Here is a 17,338-nt window from a genome sequence, read left to right on the forward strand (position 1 = left end):
ACTCGTTCGCGGACCAGACGCTGGCCCAGATCGAGCTGTTCACCAAGCAGTCCGAGTACCCGGTCGGTGTGTACACGCTGCCCAAGCACCTCGACGAGAAGGTCGCCCGTCTCCACCTGGACGCCCTTGGCGTCAAGCTGACGACGCTGCGCCCGGAGCAGGCCGCGTACATCGGCGTGGAGGTCGAGGGCCCGTACAAGCCGGACCACTACCGCTACTGACGACCAGTCGTCCAGAGGAGCGCACCATGCACCCCGACAACCAGGAAGAAGCCCAAGCCCCCGTGCTGTACCTGGCCGGGGTGGACGAGGACCCGGCCGAGTCGCACATCGTGCGCGGTATCGACTGAAGGCAGAACCACACGAGGGCCCCCGGAACGAACCGTCCAGGGGTCCTCGTGTGTTCCAGCCACACCCGACACAGCCGGCCGGGCCCCGGAATGCCCGCGGGATCCGTTCGGCGGCCGGCGCCGAGGGCGAGGACCCGCGGTCCCGGACCATCGCCCGCGCCATCCGGGCCCGCTGGTCCGGCATGTGGCGGTGAGCCGCCGGGGCGGGGTCGGCCGCGCGGTCGGTGTTTCGCCGGCCGGGGCTTCCGGTGGCGACGGCGGGCCCGGGGCCGTGCGGAGGGCTCAGTCGGCCGGGCCCCCGAACGCCCGCAGGATGCGCTCCGCGGCCAGGGTCGCCGTCAACGAGCCTTCCCTGACCTGCTGTTCGAGGCCGGGCGTGGCCTCACGCACCGCCGGATCGGCGTGCAGCCGGCCCAGCAGCTCGTCGCGGACCATCGCCCAGGTCCAGCCGACCTGCTGGTCCCGCCGCTTGGCGGTGAGCCGGCCCGTTGAGTCCAGGAGCGTACGGTGCTGCTCCAGCCGCTCCCAGACGACGTCCAGGCCGCTCGACTCCCGGGCGCTGCAACTGAGCACCGGCGGGGTCCAGAAGGCGTCCTTGCCGTGCATCAGCCGCAGCGCGCCCGCCAACTCCCGTGCGGCGGCGCGCGCGTCCCGCTCGTGTGGGCCGTCCGCCTTGTTGACCGCGATCACGTCGGCCAGCTCCAGGACGCCCTTCTTGATGCCCTGCAGCTGGTCGCCGGTGCGGGCCAGTGTGAGCAGCAGGAAGGAGTCGACCATGTCGGCGACCGTGGTCTCGGACTGGCCGACGCCGACGGTCTCCACCAGGATCACGTCGTAGCCCGCCGCCTCCATCACGACCATGGATTCGCGGGTGGCCTTGGCGACCCCGCCCAGCGTGCCCGCGCTGGGGGAGGGCCGTACGAAGGCGTTCGGGTCCACCGCCAGGCGCTCCATCCGGGTCTTGTCGCCCAGGATGGAGCCGCCGGTGCGGGTGGAGGACGGGTCCACGGCGAGCACCGCGACCCGGTACCCCAGCGAGGTCAGCAGCGTGCCGAACGCGTCGATGAACGTCGACTTGCCCACGCCCGGCACCCCGCTGATGCCGATCCGCCGCGCCCGGCCGCTGTGCGGAAGCAGCTCGGTGAGCAACTCCTGCGCCAGCGCCCGGTGCTGCGGACGGGTGGACTCGACGAGGGTGATCGCGCGGGCCACGATCGCCCGCTTCCCCTCGAGCACACCCTTCACATACGTGTCGAGATCGATCGCTGCCATGAGGCTCTACAGGTCGTGGCCGAGGTCGGCCGACAGCCGCTTCACCAGGTCGTACGCCGCGTCCGGGATCACCGTCCCGGGCAGGAACACGGCCGTGGCGCCCATCTCCAGCAGGGTCGGCACGTCCTGCGGCGGGATGACCCCGCCGACCACGATCATGATGTCCTCGCGGCCCTCCTCGGCGAGCGCCTCGCGCAGCGCCGGGACGAGGGTGAGGTGACCGGCGGCCAGCGACGACACCCCGACCACGTGCACGTCCGCCTCGACCGCCTGACGGGCGACCTCCTCCGGGGTCTGGAACAGCGGGCCGACGTCGACGTCGAAGCCGAGGTCGGCGAAGCCGGTGGCGATCACCTTCTGGCCGCGGTCGTGGCCGTCCTGGCCCATCTTGGCGACCAGGATGCGCGGCCGGCGTCCCTCGGCCTCGTCGAAGGCGTCCACCAGGGCGCGGGTCCGGTCCACGGACGGGGACTCCCCTGTTTCGTTGCGGTACACGCCGGAGATCGTACGGATCTGGCTCTGGTGGCGGCCGTACACCTTCTCCAGGGCGTCGGAGATCTCGCCGACGGTGGCCTTGGCGCGGGCCGCGCGCACGGCCAGCTCCAGCAGGTTGCCCTCGCCGTCCGCGGCCCGGGTCAGCGCGTCCAGCGCGTCCCGGCAGGCGGTCTCGTCCCGCTCCGCGCGCAGCCGCCGCAGCTTCTCGATCTGCTGGGCGCGCACCGAGGAGTTGTCGACCTTGAGGACCTCGATGGCCTCGTCGTTCTCCACCCGGTACTTGTTGACCCCGATCACCGGCTGGCGACCGGAGTCGATACGGGCCTGCGTACGCGCGGCCGCCTCCTCCACGCGCAGCTTCGGAATACCGGCGTCGATGGCCTGCGCCATACCGCCCGCCTGCTCGACCTCCTGGATGTGCGCCCAGGCCTTCCGGGCGAGGTCGTACGTCAGCTTCTCCACGTACGCGCTGCCGCCCCACGGGTCGATGACCCGGGTCGTGCCCGACTCCTGCTGGATGAGCAGCTGGGTGTTGCGGGCGATGCGCGCCGAGAAGTCGGTCGGCAGCGCGAGCGCCTCGTCGAGGGCGTTGGTGTGCAGCGACTGGGTGTGGCCCTGGGTCGCCGCCATGGCCTCGACGCAGGTGCGCGTGACGTTGTTGAACACGTCCTGCGCGGTCAGCGACCAACCCGAGGTCTGCGAATGCGTGCGCAGGGACAGGGACTTGGTGTTCTTCGGCTCGAACTGGGAGACCAGCTTGGCCCACAGCAGCCGGGCCGCTCGCAACTTGGCGATCTCCATGAAGAAGTTCATGCCGATCGCCCAGAAGAAGGAGAGCCGGGGCGCGAACGCATCCACGTCCAGGCCGGCTTCCCGCCCCGCGCGGATGTACTCAACACCGTCCGCGAGCGTGTAGGCCAGCTCCAGGTCGGCCGTGGCCCCGGCCTCCTGGATGTGGTAGCCGGAGATGGAGATGGAGTTGTAGCGCGGCATCCGCTGCGAGGTGTAGGCGAAGATGTCGGAGATGATCCGCATCGAGGGCTTCGGCGGATAGATGTAGGTGTTGCGGACCATGAACTCCTTCAGAATGTCGTTCTGAATGGTCCCGGCCAGCTTCTCGGGCGGTACGCCCTGTTCCTCCGCCGCCACGATGTAGAGCGCCAGCACCGGCAGCACGGCGCCGTTCATCGTCATCGACACGGTCATCCTGTCCAGCGGAATCCCGTCGAACAGCTGCCGCATGTCGTAGATCGAGTCGATCGCCACGCCCGCCATGCCGACGTCACCCGTCACGCGCGGGTGGTCGCTGTCGTAACCCCGGTGCGTGGGCAGGTCGAAGGCGACCGACAGGCCCTTCTGACCGGCCGCCAGGTTGCGCCGGTAGAACGCGTTGGACTCCTCGGCGGTGGAGAAGCCCGCGTACTGGCGGATCGTCCAGGGCTGGTTGACGTACATCGTCGGGTACGGGCCGCGCAGATACGGCGCGATGCCCGGGTAGGTGCCCAGGAAGTCCAGGCCCTCCAGGTCACGGCCGGTGTAGAGCGGCTTGACGCCGATGCCCTCCGGCGTCTCCCAGAGCGTCTCCTCGGCGCCGGTCGCGCGCTTGACGGCCGTACGCCACTCCTCGGCACTGCCGTCGGCGGCGGTTCCCTCGGCGGTCTCCAGCTCGATGCCGGAGAAGTCGGGGATTCCCATCAGGACACTCCCATGCGGTCGAGGGTCGCGGACAGCGTGGCGACGGCGTCGCAGCCCGCGAAGACGTACGAGTCGATGTCCGCGTACTCGGCGGGGCGGCCCGCGAGGAACACGTGCCGGGCGCCGGCCGCCTTCAGGGACCGGGCCACCTGCTCGGCCTGCTCCTCGTACAGCGCGTCGCTGGAGCACAGCACGGCCTCGGTGGCGCCGCTGTCCTCGAAGCCGCCCTCGGTGACCGGCTCGATGCCGCCCGCCTGGAAGAGGTTGGCGGCGAACGTCGAGCGCGCGGTGTACGCGGCGGCCGAGCCGATCGTGGCGAGGAAGACCCGGGGGCGGGAGCCGGTCGCCGCGAGGTGGGCGTCGGAGCGGGCGCGCAACTCCTCGTACGCCTCGTCGCGGCGCACGCGCGGCAGCCCGCCGGAGGGCCCCTCGGGAGCGGGCTCGCGCTCCACGGGCTTCTCGGCCAGGTGCGGGAACTCGCTGACACCGGTGATGGGTTCACGCCGCTTGGCGAGCTTCTTGGAGCGCTCCGCCCATGTCGTGGCGAGGTCCGTACGGATACGGCCCGAGCGCAGCACGGCCGCCTGGCCGCCGTCGCGCTCGATCGACCGGAAGAACTCCCAGCCCGCGCGGGCGAGTTCGTCGGTGAGCGACTCCACGTACCAGGAGCCGCCCGCCGGGTCGATGACCCGCGCCAGGTGGGACTCCTCGACCAGGATCGTCGACGTGTTGCGGGCGATACGGCGGGCGAACGCGTCCGGCAGGCCGAGCGCATGGTCGAACGGCAGCACGGTGACGGAGTCGGCCCCGCCCACCCCGGCCGCGAGCGTCGCGATCGTCGCGCGGAGCATGTTCACCCACGGGTCCCGGCGGGTCATCATCACCGGGGAGGTCACCGCGTGCTGCACCTGCGCGCCCGCGCCGGGCGCCCCGCACACCTCGGCGACCCGCGCCCACAGCCGGCGCGCCGCACGCAGCTTGGCGACTGTCAGGAACTGGTCGGCGGTGGCCGCGTAGCGGAACTCCAGCTGCGCCAAGGCCTGCTCGGCCGTGAGGCCCGCCTCGGTCAGCTCGCGCAGATAGGCCACTCCGGTGGCCAGGGAGGCGCCCAGCTCCTGTGCGGCCGAGCCGCCGGCCTCGTGGTACGGCAGCGCGTCCACGGTCAGCGCGCGGAGCCCCGGGTACTCGGCGGCGCACCGCGCGGCCAGGTCGGCGACCGGCGCGAAGTCCTGGGCGGTGCCGGTACGGGCCTCATGGCCGAGGGGGTCGGCGCCGAGGTTGCCGCGCACCGCCTTCGGGTCGACGCCCCGCTCCTCGTGGAGCCGCAGCAGTTCCGCCGCGGCGGCCTCGACGTCACGTCCGGCGTCGAGCACCACCGGGGCCAGGTCGAGGTAGACACCGTCGAGGGCGCGGGCGAGGCCGGACACCGGGATGCCGCCCTGGCCCACGAGCAGCCACAGCGAGGTGACGCCGTTCTCCAGGTCGGTCAGGATCGCGCCGTCCTCGACCGCCGCGTGCCGCTGCCGTACGTCCCAGCCGCCCGCGGTGCTGCCCTCGCAGCGGCCGCCGCGCACGAAGGGTGCGAAGCCGGGCAGGCCGGGGTCGGGCGCGGTGTCGCGCGCGGTGTACAGGGGACGGGTGCGCAGCCCGTCCTCCAGCGTCGTGGACAGAGCGTCCTCAGCTGCCGCGCCCGAGACTTCCTTGCCCGACTTGCGCAGCACACCCTCGACCAGGCGGTGCCACTGCTCGTGTGTCGCGTCAGGGAACTCGGCGGCCAGTGAGAGCCCGTCGTCAGGCAGGACCGTCATGGCTCGGATGCTAGGGCAGGCCGCTTAAATGGCAGCAGCGCGGGGGCTGTGACGTTGCCCTCCTCGTGGTTGTGACCTGTGCCTCTCCGGTGCCGTACGCCCCCTTTCGTACCGTCAGCAGGGGTTGTTGTCGGGGCCGTCAGCAGGTCCCGTCGGCGAGTCCCGGCAGCAGTCCGCTCACCGCGTCGCGCTGCTCCGGTCCGACGAACTCGGCGAGCGCCTCCTTGACCGTCGCGGCGAGCAGTCCGGAGGTCTCCTTCAGCAGCCGCCGGGCCTTTTCGGTGAGGGTGACCTGGACGCCCCGCTTGTCGCCGCAGACCGTCTGGCGGGTGACCAGGCCGGCGTGCTGGAGGCAGGCGATCTGATAGGTGAGCCGGGTCTTCGGGCGGCCCAGGAGGTCGGCGATCCGGGTCATGCGCAGACCGTCCCGCGGGTGCTCGGCCAGCAGGCACAGGATGAGGAACTCGTCGTGGGAGACGTCGAGGTTCTCCTTCACCACGGAGCGCAGCCGCTGCTCCACCGCCCCGGTCGCGGCCAGCAGCAGCATCCAGGCGCGCAGCTCTCCGGGGAGCAGTCCACTGCCCTCCCGGGCGCAGCATTCGGGCTGGTCGGCGGGGTGCTCGTCGGGGGCGGCCATGGTTTCGAGTCTACCTGTTGTTCAAATTTGGATGATGGGCTAGCGTGGCAGTCATCCAAATTTGAACCACTCGGATACTCGGATACATCGCATTGGAGTACGACCATGACCGTCGCCGTGGAAACAGGTGTCTGGCAGCTCGATCCGGCCGCCACCACCGTGGCCCTGAGTCACAAGACCTTCTGGGGCCTGGTGGCCGTGAAGGGCACCTTCGCCGCCGTCGCCGGCCAGGGCGAGGTCGGGCCCGACGGGTCCGCCACGGGCACCGTGACCCTGGACGTCGCCTCGCTGGACACCAAGAACGCCAAGCGCGACACCCATCTGCGCTCGGCGGACTTCTTCGACGCCGACCACCACCCGGAGATCACCTTCGCCGTCCGCGGCGCCCGACTGCGCGACGGCGACACGGCGCACGTCGACGGCCAGCTCACCGTGCGCGGCATCAGCCGGCCGCAGTCCCTCACCGCGCGCGTCACCGCGGCGGACGCCGGCGCGCTCACGCTGGAGGCCGAGTTCACCGTGGACCGCGCACAGTTCGGCATGGGCTGGAACCAGCTGGGGATGATCCGTGGCCTGACGACGGTGACCGCCGCGCTGCGGTTCACGCGCGCGGTGGCCTGATCCGTTCGGTCAGCCTGCTTCGCCGGTGCTCTTCCGCAGCCGTATGTCCTGGCTGGACAGCGTCTGCGGGGACGCCGTGAAGGCGCGCAGCCGGATCCGTACGCTCGGCCTGGGAAGCGGGAAACTGCCCTTGGGCGGCCGGAGTTCCACGCTCGCCGTGCCGTGGGCGGGAATCGTGGCCGGACCCCGCACGAGCGCCCAGTACTTGTTCATGCCCTGGCCCGTGGTGAGCGTGTAGTGCGGGGTGAGCGCGGCGCCGCCCGTGTTGACCACCCGCACGGTCAATGCCGAGATCGCGTTCGCCGAGGCCCGGCGCACCGAGGCGACCTCCATCCTGAGCGGCGGCCTGCCCGACACCGCCAGCGCCGCGCACACCAGGGCCGGGGTGACCAGCAGGGCGATCGCCGCGGCCAGGGCCGGGCGGCGCCGGGGGCCGGTCAGCGGCCCCGGGCGCGGCTGCCAGGCGTTGTCGAACTCCGCGAGGGGTGCGGTGACCGCCGCGGCCAGCCACAGCGGGGTCATCATCAGGTAGTAGCCGTCCTGGGAGCGGGTCGCCAGGTAGAAGGCCAGCCAGGGCAGCACGGTCGCCGCCGGGCCCAGCCGCCGTACGAACAGCACGAACAGCGCGAGCAGGGCCGCCGCGAGGAGCATGCTCGCGTGCGCGTACCAGTCGATCCGGTCACTGCCGTCGGTGAAGTACAGCGAGATGTCCACCAGGCCCTGGCCGTGCAGCACCGCGCCCTGCGTCAGCGGCAGGGCGATCCCCTGCAGCCACGGGCCTGGCTCGGAGACGATGAAGTACGTGTTGATCAGCAGCCACACCGTGACGGCGATCCCCACGATCCGCAGTACCACCAGCCCCGCCGCGCGCCCGCCCAGCTCGCCGCGGCGCACCGCGTAGATCCCGGCCAGCAGGAACGGCGTGACGAACCAGGGAAGTTGCTGCGCCGCGCACGCGGCCCCCAGGCACACGGCCCGCGCGATCCCGGCGGCGCCGAGCCGCCCGCCCCTCCCGATCTGCGGCCAGCGCACCACCACCGGCACCAGCAGGGCCATGCCGGTGATCGCCGGATAGCCGAGCCGGGCGTACGACGGCAGGAACCCGAAGCCCAGACAGGCCATCGTGGCCGCCGACCGCCACGGGACCGGCAGCATCCGCCACATCACGACCGCGCCGACGACCAGCGCGCCGGTGCCGACCGCCGTCGCGGCCGAGCCGCCGTGCCCCAGCCAGAGCAGCGGGGCGGCCAGCAGCGGGGCCAGCGGGGGATAGCCGTACGTGAAGTCGTAGCCGCCGTTTATGGTCGGCGTGACGGCGATGCCCTTGCCGCTGAAGAGCCAGGGCCAGGGCTGTCCGTAGACGGTGTGCCCGGCGACCAGTTCCTTGGCGGCCTGGGTGGTGAGGACCGCCTCGTCGCCGCCGCTGTGGTTCAGGGCCCAGTTGCACAGGGTGAGTGCGACCGCGGTCACCAGGACCACCAGGTCCAGGCGGGCCAGCGAGCGGGCGCGGCGGACCGTCAGGGCCAGCACCCCGGTCACCAGGATCGAGGCGTAGCAGACGGAGATGACCGCCGCGAGGACGAGACGGTGGGTCGCCGCCTGTGTCCACACCGCACGGGTCCCGATGAACAGGCTCACGTCGGCGAGGAGGGTCAGGACACGGTGCCACTGTGCCGGGACCCCCGGGTCGGCGGACACCGCCGACTGCGTCCGCCGGCCGGGTGTCACCAGCTGTTTTTCTGCCAAGTGCACGACATCGGACCGTAATCGTGACCGGTGAGCGGGGCATTGCAGGACGTGAAGAGTCCGGTGTGAGGGCGGTAAGAAGCGGGCTATTTCGCACATGTGTCACAGGAGGTGACGGAAGGAGGGACCGCCGTTCGGGTCGCGCTTCGTGTCGCTGTTGGGCCGAACGGGTGACTTGGCGTAAGAATTGGCTGGTGCAGGCATGGAATGCGAGTCAGTTCGGGGGGATCCGGTGAGCCGTTACGACGTCACCGATGAACAGTGGGAAGGGCTCGCGCAGGTCGTGCCGCTCCGGGGGCGCGACGCCTGGCCGTCCGCGGTGAGCCACCGCTCCCTGCCGGATGCGGAGACCGAGACCCGGCGGCGGTTCGTCGTCCTGCGGGTCAATGTCTTCGCGGACGCCCGTGAGGTGGCCGAGACGCTCATGGCGGGTGTGCCGGTCCTGCTCGACCTCTCCGGTGCGGAGACCGAGGTGGCCAAGCGCGTCCTCGACTTCAGCACCGGTGTCGTCTTCGGCCTGGGCAGCGGAATGCACCGCGTGGACCGGAACGTGTTTCTGCTCACCCCGCCCGGTACCGAGGTCAGCGGGCTCATGGAGGGCGCCGGGGTCTCCGGCACGTGAGGCCGGTCCCCCGTTCGTAGGAAGGTCCCGAAGCCGGAACGGTTCCCCTTCCACCGGGGCCCCTACGGTCCGGATATGACCGCACCCCCCACATCCGTCCCTCCGGGCCGAGCACCCGAGCCCGCCACACCCGGCCCGAGGCGGGAGCAGAACCCCGCCCCACCGCGGCCACCATCCGCGGCGCCGGTTCCCGACGGCCCGGCCCGTCGGGACAGGTGGGCGCCGCCGCGGGTCACCGAGCTGCGGCTGTCCGCGTTCGCGGGGCATCGCGGTGCCGGGCTGCCCGTCGGGGCGTTCACTCTCTTCGCCGGGCCCAGTGGATGCGGCAAGTCGAGTGCGCTGCGGGCGTACGAGGCGCTCGCCCGGCTCGGCGGCGGCGCGCCGCTCGCCGCGGTGTTCCCGGATCCGGTGGCCTGTGTGCCCGAGCGCGCCCGGCCCGACCTGCAGCGCCGGCGCGGCTTCCGCATCGGGTGCACGACGGACGGCCCCGAGGGCCCGGTCCGGCTCGACGTCGCCGTCCAGGCCGAGCCCGAACTGCGCATCGTCGGCGAGCGGCTGACCGCGGGCGGACTCGTCCTCCTGGAGACGGCCCTGCGCGACCCGGGCCGCCCCGCCGTACAGGCCGCCTGGCACACCGCGGGGTCCTCACCGGTGACACGTGCCCCGCTCCCCGACGACCGTCTCGGCACCGCTCTCCTCCCGCTGCGCGTGGCCGGCAAGACCGACGGCCAGCGCCAAGTGCTCGCCGCGGCCGAACAGACGGTGGTCGCCCTGCGCTCGGTCTTCGTCTGCGACCCGTGCCCCGACCGGATGCGCGAGGCCGTCCCCCTGGGCTCCGGACGCCTTCTGCCGGGCTGCGACAACCTCGCCGAGGTGCTGTGGCGCACCCGGTCCGAATGCGGGCGCCGGCACGCTCGACTCGTCGCCGCGGTGCACGCCGGATGCGCCGGCCCCGTGGCCGACCTGGCCGCCGAACCACTGGGCGACGGCACGGTGCGGGCGCTGCTCGACCGCGGCGACGGCATCCGGACCGACCTCGGCCGGCTCGGGGACGGCGAGCTGAGATACCTCGCGCTGGCCTTGGTGCTGCTCACCGGCCCGGGCGTCCTGGACGTCGACACGCCCCGCGAGGTCCCCGACGCCATGCGGACCCTCAGCGTCCTCGCCGACGGCTTCGACCGCGCGCTGGACGGCCGCCAGCGCACGGAACTGCTGCGGCTCGCCACCCGGATGTGCGGCCTCGGGCACATCCGCCTGGTGGGCGCGGTGAGCGACGCCTCCTGGGCCGCGGAAACCGAAGGAGTCACGGTGGTAGACCTGAACCCGTGACGGAACACCTGGACGTGGCGAAACTGCAGCGCCGGCTGGCCGAGTTCGCGGCCGCGCGGAACTGGCAGCCGTACCACACCCCCAAGAACCTCGCGGCCGCCCTCAGCGTGGAGGCGTCCGAACTGGTCGAGATCTTCCAGTGGTTGACGCCCGAGGAGTCCGCGCGCGTCATGGACGACCCCGACACCGCGCACCGCGTCACGGACGAGGTGGCCGACGTGCTCGCCTATCTGCTGCAGCTGTGCGAGGTGCTCGGTATCGAACCGCTGGCCGCCCTGGACGCCAAGATCGACCGGAACGAGCGGAGATTTCCGGTGCCGGGGGAGGGCGAAGCGTAGGGAATCCTTGATTCCGAAATCACTCTCCGGAGTCAAAATGTCGCCTGAATCCGAATTGTTGTCCGCAGATTTCCGCCTTCCTCTGGCTTTCTGTCTCAGCGCCCCTCACTCTGGGTAGTGAACAAGGGAGTTCGGGCGGAGAGCGTGCGCGAGCACGTCGGGCGGACGGGGACGGCCCATGGAAGCGATGCGACTCATCGTGACGAGCAGAAGCGCCCTGGCGGGAAGCGGCGACGCTCCGGGGATCCTGGCGGAGGTGTGGCAGGCCCAGGCCCTGGCCCAGGCGATCGGCAGCCGTCTGGCGGTCTCCGGTCCACCCGAACTGCGCGGCGAGGCACTGGGCCTGACGGAGCTGGCGGGCCGCGGCTGCGGCGTCCTGGACCCACCGGAGCTCGATCCCGGCGACCTGCGCGCCGCCCAGCTCACGGAGCTGGACGACGCCCGCGAGACGCTTCTCTGCCTCGGCGGCCTCCTCGGCGAGGTCGGCATCGCCCTCGTCGGCATGGCCAGCTCCGCGGACGACCAGGCGACGTACTGGCAGTGCATGGAGGCAATCGACGCGGCGGACGAGTCCCGGGACCGCGTCCTGGAGATGCTGCGCAAACTGGCGGCACGGGAGGAGGCGTTGCCGGAGAGGGAGGCTGGCTGAGAGGGCTCGCGGCCTGGCCGACCGGGAGTACTACGGGGTCCGGGTGGGCCGATGGATGGTTGGCCTACGGCCTTGGCCGGGGTGGGGGTGACGGGCTTGGGCCCCGGCCGGCGGATGGCCGACGCGCGGCCCTGGCCGACGGTGAGGGCGACTGCTTCTCCGCCGGGCCCCATACCGCCGGACGACGTCACCGAGGCCGTTCAGGCGCGCATGCGCCGCAACTCGGTGGTCCGCGAGGGCGATCACAGATTCGCGATCGTGCTCGAAGAGTCGGTCCTCCGATACCGCATCGGCGACGCCGACACGATGGCGGCACAGCTCGGGCACCTGCTCTCCGCCATGGCGTTGCCGTCCGTCTCGCTGGGTGTGATCCCTTTCGCCGTCGAGCGCACTGTCTGGCCTATGGCCACCTTCACCGCCTTCGATGGTCAGCGGGTCCACGCAGACTCGCTCGATGCCGCCGAGACGCTCACGGCGCCGGGACAGGTCGACGTCTACCTTCGCGCGTTCCAAGGGCTGTCCGGGATGGCGGTCTACGGCGCAGCCGCACGGGGACTCGTGACGCAGGCGCTTGCTGCCCTCGACGAGTAGACCCGCTCCGGGGCAGACCTCTCGGCCAACCCGACCGGGCACGGCTGGGACGAGTGGCGCCGGTGGGGCTGACAGGACCGTTGGCGTGCAGGATGGATGTATGGACCTTCGAATTTTCACCGAGCCCCAGCAAGGGGCGACCTACGACACCTTGCTCGCCGTGGCGAAGGCCACCGAAGACCTCGGGTTCGACGCCTTCTTCCGGTCGGACCACTACCTCCGCATGGGCGACGTGGACGGCCTCCCCGGCCCGACCGACGCCTGGATCACCCTTGCCGGCCTGGCCCGTGAGACCAGGCGGATCCGCCTCGGCACCCTGATGACCGCCGCCACCTTCCGGTTGCCCGGCGTGCTCGCCATCCAGGTCGCCCAGGTCGACCAGATGTCCGGCGGCCGGGTCGAACTCGGCCTGGGCGCCGGCTGGTTCGAGGAGGAGCACAAGGCGTACGGCATCCCCTTCCCGAAGGAGAAGTTCGCCCGCCTGGAGGAGCAGCTGGCGATCGTCACCGGCCTGTGGGCGACCGAGGTCGGCAAGAGCTTCGACTTCCACGGCGCGCACTACGACCTCACCGACTCGCCCGCGCTGCCCAAGCCCGCCCAGGCCAAGGTCCCGGTCCTGATCGGCGGCCACGGCGCCACCCGCACCCCGCGGCTGGCCGCGCAGTACGCGGACGAGTTCAACATGCCCTTCGCCTCGATCGAGGACAGCGAGCGGCAGTTCGGCCGGGTGCGCGCCGCCGCCGAGGCCGAGGGCCGCCGCGCCGACGACCTGACCTACTCCAACGCCCTCGTCGTCTGCGTCGGCAGGGACGGCCAAGAGGTCGCCCGCCGGGCCGCCGCGATCGGCCGTGAGGTGGACGAGCTGAAGGTCAACGGTCTGGCCGGCTCCCCGGCCGAGGTCGTCGACAAGATCGGCCGGTACGCCGAGATCGGCTCGCAGCGCATCTACCTCCAGGTCCTCGACCTCACGGACCTGGACCACCTGGAACTGATCTCCTCCCAGGTCCAGTCGCAGCTGTCGTAGGCGGCGCGTACGCGGGCGTACGACGACCGGCCGTCCGGGGCATCACGACGGTCGGTCGTCGTTCCGCTACCGTGCGAAAAGCGCTGGTCACCGGCGCCCTGGCCAGGGAGACTCAGGGCATGTTCCTGACCATCGGCACCACCGGCACCCCGGAGCGCCCCGCCACCGACCTCGGCTTCCTGCTGCACAAGCATCCCGAGAAGGCGCAGGCGTTCTCCACCTCCTACGGCACGGCCCACGTCCTCTACCCAGAGGCGGCCGCGGAACGCTGCACGGCGGCGCTCTTGCTGGAGGTGGATGCCGTGGCGCTGGTGCGGCGGGGGAAGGGCAAGGGCCGGGGCGGAGCTCCCGACGCGGCGCTCGCGCAGTATGTGAACGACCGCCCGTACGCCGCCTCCTCGCTGCTCGCCGTGGCGCTGAGCAGCGTCTTCTCCAGCGCGATGCGGGGCGTGTGCAACGCCCGCCCGGAGCGCGCCGCGCAGCCGCTGCCGCTGCGCGTCGAGGTGCCCGCGCTGCCCGCCCGCGGCGGCCCCGGCCTCGTACGACGCCTCTTCGAGCCGCTCGGCTGGGCGGTGACCGTCGAGCCGGTGGCGCTGGACACCGCGTTCCCGCAGTGGGGCGACTCGCGCTATGTGCGGCTCGTCCTGGAGTCGGAGGCGCTGACCCTCGCCGAGGCGCTGCGGCACCTGTATGTGCTGCTGCCGGTCCTCGACGACGCCAAGCACTACTGGGTCGCCTCCGACGAGGTCGACAAGCTGCTGCGGGCCGGGGAGGGCTGGCTGCCCGGCCACCCGGAGCAGAAGCTCATCACCAGCCGCTATCTCTCCCGCCGCTGGTCGCTCACCCGGCAGGCGATGGAGCGCCTGGAGCTGGTGCGGCTTGCGGAGGCGGACGACAGCGACGTCGAGGAGATCGACAACGCCGTCGAGGAGGAGAGCGAGGCGGAGGAGAAGCCGACCCCGCTCGCCGTGCAGCGCCGGGACGCGATCATCGCCGCGCTCGGCGAGTCGGGCGCCGCCCGTGTCCTCGACCTCGGGTGCGGACAGGGCCAGTTGGTGCAGGCGCTGCTCAAGGACCCGGGGTTCACCGAGATCGTCGGCGTCGACGTGTCGATGCGGGCGCTCACCATCGCCGGACGGCGGCTGAAGCTGGACCGGATGGGAGAGCGGCAGGCTTCGCGCGTCAAGCTCCAGCAGGGTTCGCTCGCCTACACCGACAGCCGTCTCAAGGGCTACGACGCCGCAGTGCTCAGCGAGGTCATCGAGCACCTCGACCTGCCCCGGCTGCCCGCCCTGGAGTACGCGGTGTTCGGTGCGGCCCGGCCCCGCACGGTCCTCGTGACGACCCCGAACGTCGAGTACAACGTCCGCTGGGAGTCCCTCCCGGCGGGACACGTCCGGCATGGCGACCACCGCTTCGAGTGGACCCGCGAGGAGTTCCGCACCTGGGCGGGGGCGGTGGCCGAACGGCACGGCTACGACGTGGAGTTCCGCCCGGTCGGGCCCGACGACCCCGAGGTCGGCCCGCCCACGCAGATGGCCGTGTTCAGCATCGGGACCATGAACGAGAAGGAGGCGAAGGCAGCATGACAGAGACACGGAAGGGGCGGGTGCTCCCCGTCACGGACCTCTCCCTCGTGGTGCTCGTCGGCGCCTCCGGCTCGGGCAAGTCCACCTTCGCCCGCCGGCACTTCAAGCCGACCGAGATCATCTCCTCGGACTTCTGCCGAGGTCTGGTCTCCGACGACGAGAACGACCAGAGCGCGACGAGCGACGCCTTCGACGTCCTGCACTACATCGCCGGCAAGCGGCTGGCCGCCGGCCGCCGTACCGTGGTCGACGCCACCAGCGTGCAGCAGGACAGCCGGCGCCAGCTGATCGAACTGGCGAAGAAGTACGACGTGCTGCCCATCGCCATCGTCCTCGACGTCCCCGAGGAGGTGTGCGCCGAGCGCAACGCGGCCCGCACCGACCGGGCGGACATGCCGCGCCGGGTGATCCAGCGGCACATCCGTGAACTCCGGCGTTCCATGAGGCACTTGGAGCGCGAGGGTTTCCGCAAGGTGCACGTCCTGCGCGGAGTCGAGGAGGTCGACGCCGCCACCGTCGTCACCGAGAAGCGCTTCAACGACCTGACCCACCTCACCGGCCCCTTCGACATCATCGGCGACATCCACGGCTGCGCCTTCGAACTCGAGTCGCTGCTGGCCAAGTTGGGCTACAGCGACGGCGTGCACCCCGAGGGCCGTACGGCCGTCTTCGTCGGCGACCTCGTCGACCGCGGCCCGGACACCCCCGGCGTGCTGCGCCGCGTGATGTCCATGGTCGCTTCGGGCAACGCGCTGTGCGTGCCCGGCAACCACGAGAACAAGTACGGGCGTTACCTCAAGGGCCGCAAGGTGCAGCACACCCACGGGCTCGCCGAGACCATCGAGCAGATGGAGGGCGAGAGCGAGGAGTTCAAGGCACAGGTCCGGGAGTTCCTCGACGGCCTCGTCAGCCACTACGTCCTCGACGGCGGCCGGCTCGTCGTCTGCCACGCGGGTCTGCCCGAGCGGTACCACGGGCGGACGTCCGGCCGGGTCCGCTCGCACGCGCTGTACGGCGACACGACGGGGGAGACGGACGAGTTCGGGCTGCCGGTGCGCTACCCGTGGGCCGAGGACTACCGGGGCCGCGCGGCCGTGGTCTACGGCCACACCCCGGTTCCGGAGGCCACCTGGCTCAACAACACCATCTGCCTGGACACCGGCGCCGTCTTCGGCGGCAAGCTCACCGCGCTGCGCTGGCCGGAGCGACAGCTGGTCGACGTACCGGCCGAGCGGGTCTGGTACGAGCCGGCCAAGCCGCTGCGCAGCGAGGCGCCCGGGGGGCACGACGGGCGGCCGCTGGACCTGGCGGACGTGCACGGCCGAAGGGTCGTGGAGACACGGCACGCGGGCCGCGTCGCGGTCCGCGAGGAGAACGCGGCGGCGGCCCTGGAGGTCATGAGCCGCTTCGCGATCGACCCACGGCTGCTGCCGTACCTCCCGCCGACCATGGCGCCGACGGCCACCAGTCATATCGAGGGCTACCTGGAGCACCCGGCGGAAGCCTTCGCGCAGTACGCGCAGGACGGCGTCGCGCGGGTCGTGTGCGAGGAGAAGCACATGGGCTCGCGGGCGGTGGCGCTGGTGTGCCGGGACGCCGAGGCTGCGCGCAAGCGGTTCGGGGCTGGGGGCACCTCCCGCTCGAGCGAAGCCGAGAGTGGGGGAGGGCCCACCGGGTCGCTCTACACCCGCACCGGACGGCCGTTCTTCGACGACGAGGCAGTGACCGAGGAGATCCTCGGGCGCGTCCGGTCGGCGATCGGGGAGGCGGGCCTCTGGGACGAACTCGACACTGACTGGCTGCTGCTCGACGCCGAGCTGATGCCGTGGTCGCTGAAGGCGTCCGGGCTGCTGCGCTCGCAGTACGCGGCCGTGGGTGCCGCCTCCGGCGCGGTGTTCCCGGGCGCGCTGGCCGCCCTGGAGGGCGCGGCGGCGCGCGGTGTGGACGTGACCGGGCTGCTCTCCCGGCAGCGCGAGCGGGCCGCCGACGCGGCCGCGTTCACGGACGCGTACCGCCGCTACTGCTGGACCACGGACGGCCTGGACGGGGTGCGTCTCGCCCCGTTCCAGATCCTGGCCGTGCAGGGGCGCAGCCTGGCCGCCCTGCCGCACGACGAGCAACTCGCGCTGCTCGACCGGCTCGTCGAGCACGACGGGACCGGACTGCTGCAGACCACCCGGCGGCTGTACGTCGACACCGGCGACCCGGAGTCGGTGCGGGCGGGTGTCGACTGGTGGCTGGAGATGACCGGCCGGGGCGGCGAGGGCATGGTCGTCAAGCCGGTCGGCGCGATGGTGCGCAGCGGCGAGGGCCGTCTGGTCCAGCCGGGCATCAAGTGCCGGGGCCGCGAGTACCTGCGGATCATCTACGGTCCCGAGTACACCCGGCCGGACAACCTGGACCGGCTGCGCAAGCGGTTCCTCAACCACAAGCGGTCGCTGGCGATCCGCGAGTACGCGCTGGGGCTCGAGGCCCTGGACCGGCTGGCGGAGGGCGAGCCGCTGTGGCGGGTGCACGAGGCCGTGTTCGGGGTGCTGGCGCTGGAGTCGGAGCCGGTGGACCCGCGCTTGTGA

General features: G+C 71.9%; 15 protein-coding genes. 10 read left to right on the forward strand and 5 right to left on the reverse strand.

Annotated features, from left to right (window positions below; translation table 11 throughout):
• A partial coding sequence (locus Q8A52_RS16160; protein ID WP_316752561.1) for an adenosylhomocysteinase occupies nt 1-221 on the forward strand: 221 nt, incomplete at its 5' end.
• A 410-nt stretch (nt 222-631) separates the two neighbouring features.
• On the opposite strand, the gene meaB is transcribed toward Q8A52_RS16160, so the two are convergent.
• The 4 genes from meaB to Q8A52_RS16180 form a co-directional block, all read right to left on the reverse strand.
• Nucleotides 632-1,621 (reverse strand): methylmalonyl Co-A mutase-associated GTPase MeaB, encoded by a 990-nt coding sequence (meaB, locus tag Q8A52_RS16165; RefSeq protein WP_316752562.1) that lies wholly within the window; start codon nt 1,619-1,621, stop codon nt 632-634.
• Between the two features lie 6 nt (nt 1,622-1,627).
• The gene (gene scpA, locus Q8A52_RS16170; RefSeq protein WP_316752563.1) at nt 1,628-3,811 is read right to left on the reverse strand and encodes a methylmalonyl-CoA mutase; all 2,184 of its coding nucleotides are present in this window, start codon (nt 3,809-3,811) and stop codon (nt 1,628-1,630) included.
• Nucleotides 3,811-5,619 (reverse strand): methylmalonyl-CoA mutase family protein, encoded by a 1,809-nt coding sequence (locus Q8A52_RS16175; RefSeq protein ID WP_316752564.1) that lies wholly within the window; start codon nt 5,617-5,619, stop codon nt 3,811-3,813. Before Q8A52_RS16175 ends, scpA begins: the two co-directional genes overlap by 1 nt.
• 139 nt (nt 5,620-5,758) lie before the next feature.
• Nucleotides 5,759-6,256 (reverse strand): MarR family winged helix-turn-helix transcriptional regulator, encoded by a 498-nt coding sequence (locus tag Q8A52_RS16180; protein ID WP_316752565.1) that lies wholly within the window; start codon nt 6,254-6,256, stop codon nt 5,759-5,761.
• Between the two features lie 105 nt (nt 6,257-6,361).
• Between Q8A52_RS16180 and Q8A52_RS16185 the strand changes: the two genes are divergently transcribed.
• Complete coding sequence (locus Q8A52_RS16185; protein ID WP_316752566.1) at nt 6,362-6,877, forward strand: YceI family protein; 516 nt, start codon at nt 6,362-6,364, stop codon at nt 6,875-6,877.
• 9 nt (nt 6,878-6,886) lie between these two features.
• On the opposite strand, the gene Q8A52_RS16190 is transcribed toward Q8A52_RS16185, so the two are convergent.
• A complete protein-coding gene (locus Q8A52_RS16190; RefSeq protein WP_408649211.1) occupies nt 6,887-8,623 on the reverse strand; it encodes a hypothetical protein in 1,737 nt (578 codons plus the stop codon).
• Nucleotides 8,624-8,825: 202 nt separating this feature from the next.
• Here Q8A52_RS16190 and Q8A52_RS16195 point away from each other — a divergent pair, with 202 nt between their 5' ends.
• The 8 genes from Q8A52_RS16195 (at nt 8,826) to Q8A52_RS16230 (ending at nt 17,338) form a co-directional block, all read left to right on the forward strand.
• Entirely contained in the window at nt 8,826-9,245 is a 420-nt protein-coding gene (locus Q8A52_RS16195; RefSeq protein WP_316752567.1) for a cell division protein SepF, read from the forward strand.
• Between the two features lie 75 nt (nt 9,246-9,320).
• Complete coding sequence (locus Q8A52_RS16200) at nt 9,321-10,574, forward strand: AAA family ATPase (RefSeq protein WP_316752569.1); 1,254 nt, start codon at nt 9,321-9,323, stop codon at nt 10,572-10,574.
• A complete protein-coding gene (locus Q8A52_RS16205; RefSeq protein ID WP_316752571.1) occupies nt 10,571-10,912 on the forward strand; it encodes a nucleotide pyrophosphohydrolase in 342 nt (113 codons plus the stop codon). The genes Q8A52_RS16200 and Q8A52_RS16205 overlap by 4 nt, the downstream gene beginning before the upstream one ends.
• A 178-nt stretch (nt 10,913-11,090) precedes the next feature.
• Entirely contained in the window at nt 11,091-11,561 is a 471-nt protein-coding gene (locus tag Q8A52_RS16210) for a DUF6099 family protein (protein WP_316752573.1), read from the forward strand.
• 114 nt (nt 11,562-11,675) lie between these two features.
• On the forward strand, nt 11,676-12,152 hold the full coding sequence (locus Q8A52_RS16215) for a DUF5753 domain-containing protein (protein ID WP_316752575.1): 477 nt from the start codon (nt 11,676-11,678) through the stop codon (nt 12,150-12,152).
• A 100-nt stretch (nt 12,153-12,252) separates the two neighbouring features.
• Nucleotides 12,253-13,176 carry an LLM class F420-dependent oxidoreductase gene (locus Q8A52_RS16220; RefSeq protein WP_316752577.1) on the forward strand — a complete coding sequence of 308 codons (924 nt, stop codon included), beginning with the start codon at nt 12,253-12,255 and terminating at the stop codon, nt 13,174-13,176.
• A gap of 119 nt (nt 13,177-13,295) precedes the next feature.
• Nucleotides 13,296-14,765, forward strand: a complete 1,470-nt coding sequence (locus Q8A52_RS16225; protein WP_316752580.1) for a 3' terminal RNA ribose 2'-O-methyltransferase Hen1 — start codon at nt 13,296-13,298, stop codon at nt 14,763-14,765.
• Nucleotides 14,762-17,338: a polynucleotide kinase-phosphatase gene (locus Q8A52_RS16230; RefSeq protein ID WP_316752582.1), complete on the forward strand. Its 2,577-nt coding sequence runs from the start codon at nt 14,762-14,764 to the stop codon at nt 17,336-17,338. Before Q8A52_RS16225 ends, Q8A52_RS16230 begins: the two co-directional genes overlap by 4 nt.

The sequence above is a fragment of the Streptomyces herbicida genome (genome assembly GCF_032656585.1).
Lineage (GTDB): Bacteria > Actinomycetota > Actinomycetes > Streptomycetales > Streptomycetaceae > Streptomyces > Streptomyces herbicida.

What these genes read in the sequence shown, in the direction of transcription:
- Q8A52_RS16230 (WP_316752582.1), top strand. Translation starts at nt 14,762, where the DNA reads ATGACAGAGACACGGAAGGGGCGGGTGCTCCCCGTCACGGACCTCTCC.
- Q8A52_RS16225 (WP_316752580.1), top strand. Translation starts at nt 13,296, where the DNA reads ATGTTCCTGACCATCGGCACCACCGGCACCCCGGAGCGCCCCGCCACC.
- Q8A52_RS16180 (WP_316752565.1), bottom strand. Translation starts at nt 6,256, where the DNA reads ATGGCCGCCCCCGACGAGCACCCCGCCGACCAGCCCGAATGCTGCGCC.
- Q8A52_RS16210 (WP_316752573.1), top strand. Translation starts at nt 11,091, where the DNA reads ATGGAAGCGATGCGACTCATCGTGACGAGCAGAAGCGCCCTGGCGGGA.
- scpA (WP_316752563.1), bottom strand. Translation starts at nt 3,811, where the DNA reads ATGGGAATCCCCGACTTCTCCGGCATCGAGCTGGAGACCGCCGAGGGA.
- Q8A52_RS16215 (WP_316752575.1), top strand. Translation starts at nt 11,676, where the DNA reads ATGGCCGACGCGCGGCCCTGGCCGACGGTGAGGGCGACTGCTTCTCCG.
- Q8A52_RS16200 (WP_316752569.1), top strand. Translation starts at nt 9,321, where the DNA reads ATGACCGCACCCCCCACATCCGTCCCTCCGGGCCGAGCACCCGAGCCC.
- Q8A52_RS16185 (WP_316752566.1), top strand. Translation starts at nt 6,362, where the DNA reads ATGACCGTCGCCGTGGAAACAGGTGTCTGGCAGCTCGATCCGGCCGCC.
- Q8A52_RS16175 (WP_316752564.1), bottom strand. Translation starts at nt 5,619, where the DNA reads ATGACGGTCCTGCCTGACGACGGGCTCTCACTGGCCGCCGAGTTCCCT.
- Q8A52_RS16220 (WP_316752577.1), top strand. Translation starts at nt 12,253, where the DNA reads ATGGACCTTCGAATTTTCACCGAGCCCCAGCAAGGGGCGACCTACGAC.
- Q8A52_RS16195 (WP_316752567.1), top strand. Translation starts at nt 8,826, where the DNA reads ATGGAATGCGAGTCAGTTCGGGGGGATCCGGTGAGCCGTTACGACGTC.
- meaB (WP_316752562.1), bottom strand. Translation starts at nt 1,621, where the DNA reads ATGGCAGCGATCGATCTCGACACGTATGTGAAGGGTGTGCTCGAGGGG.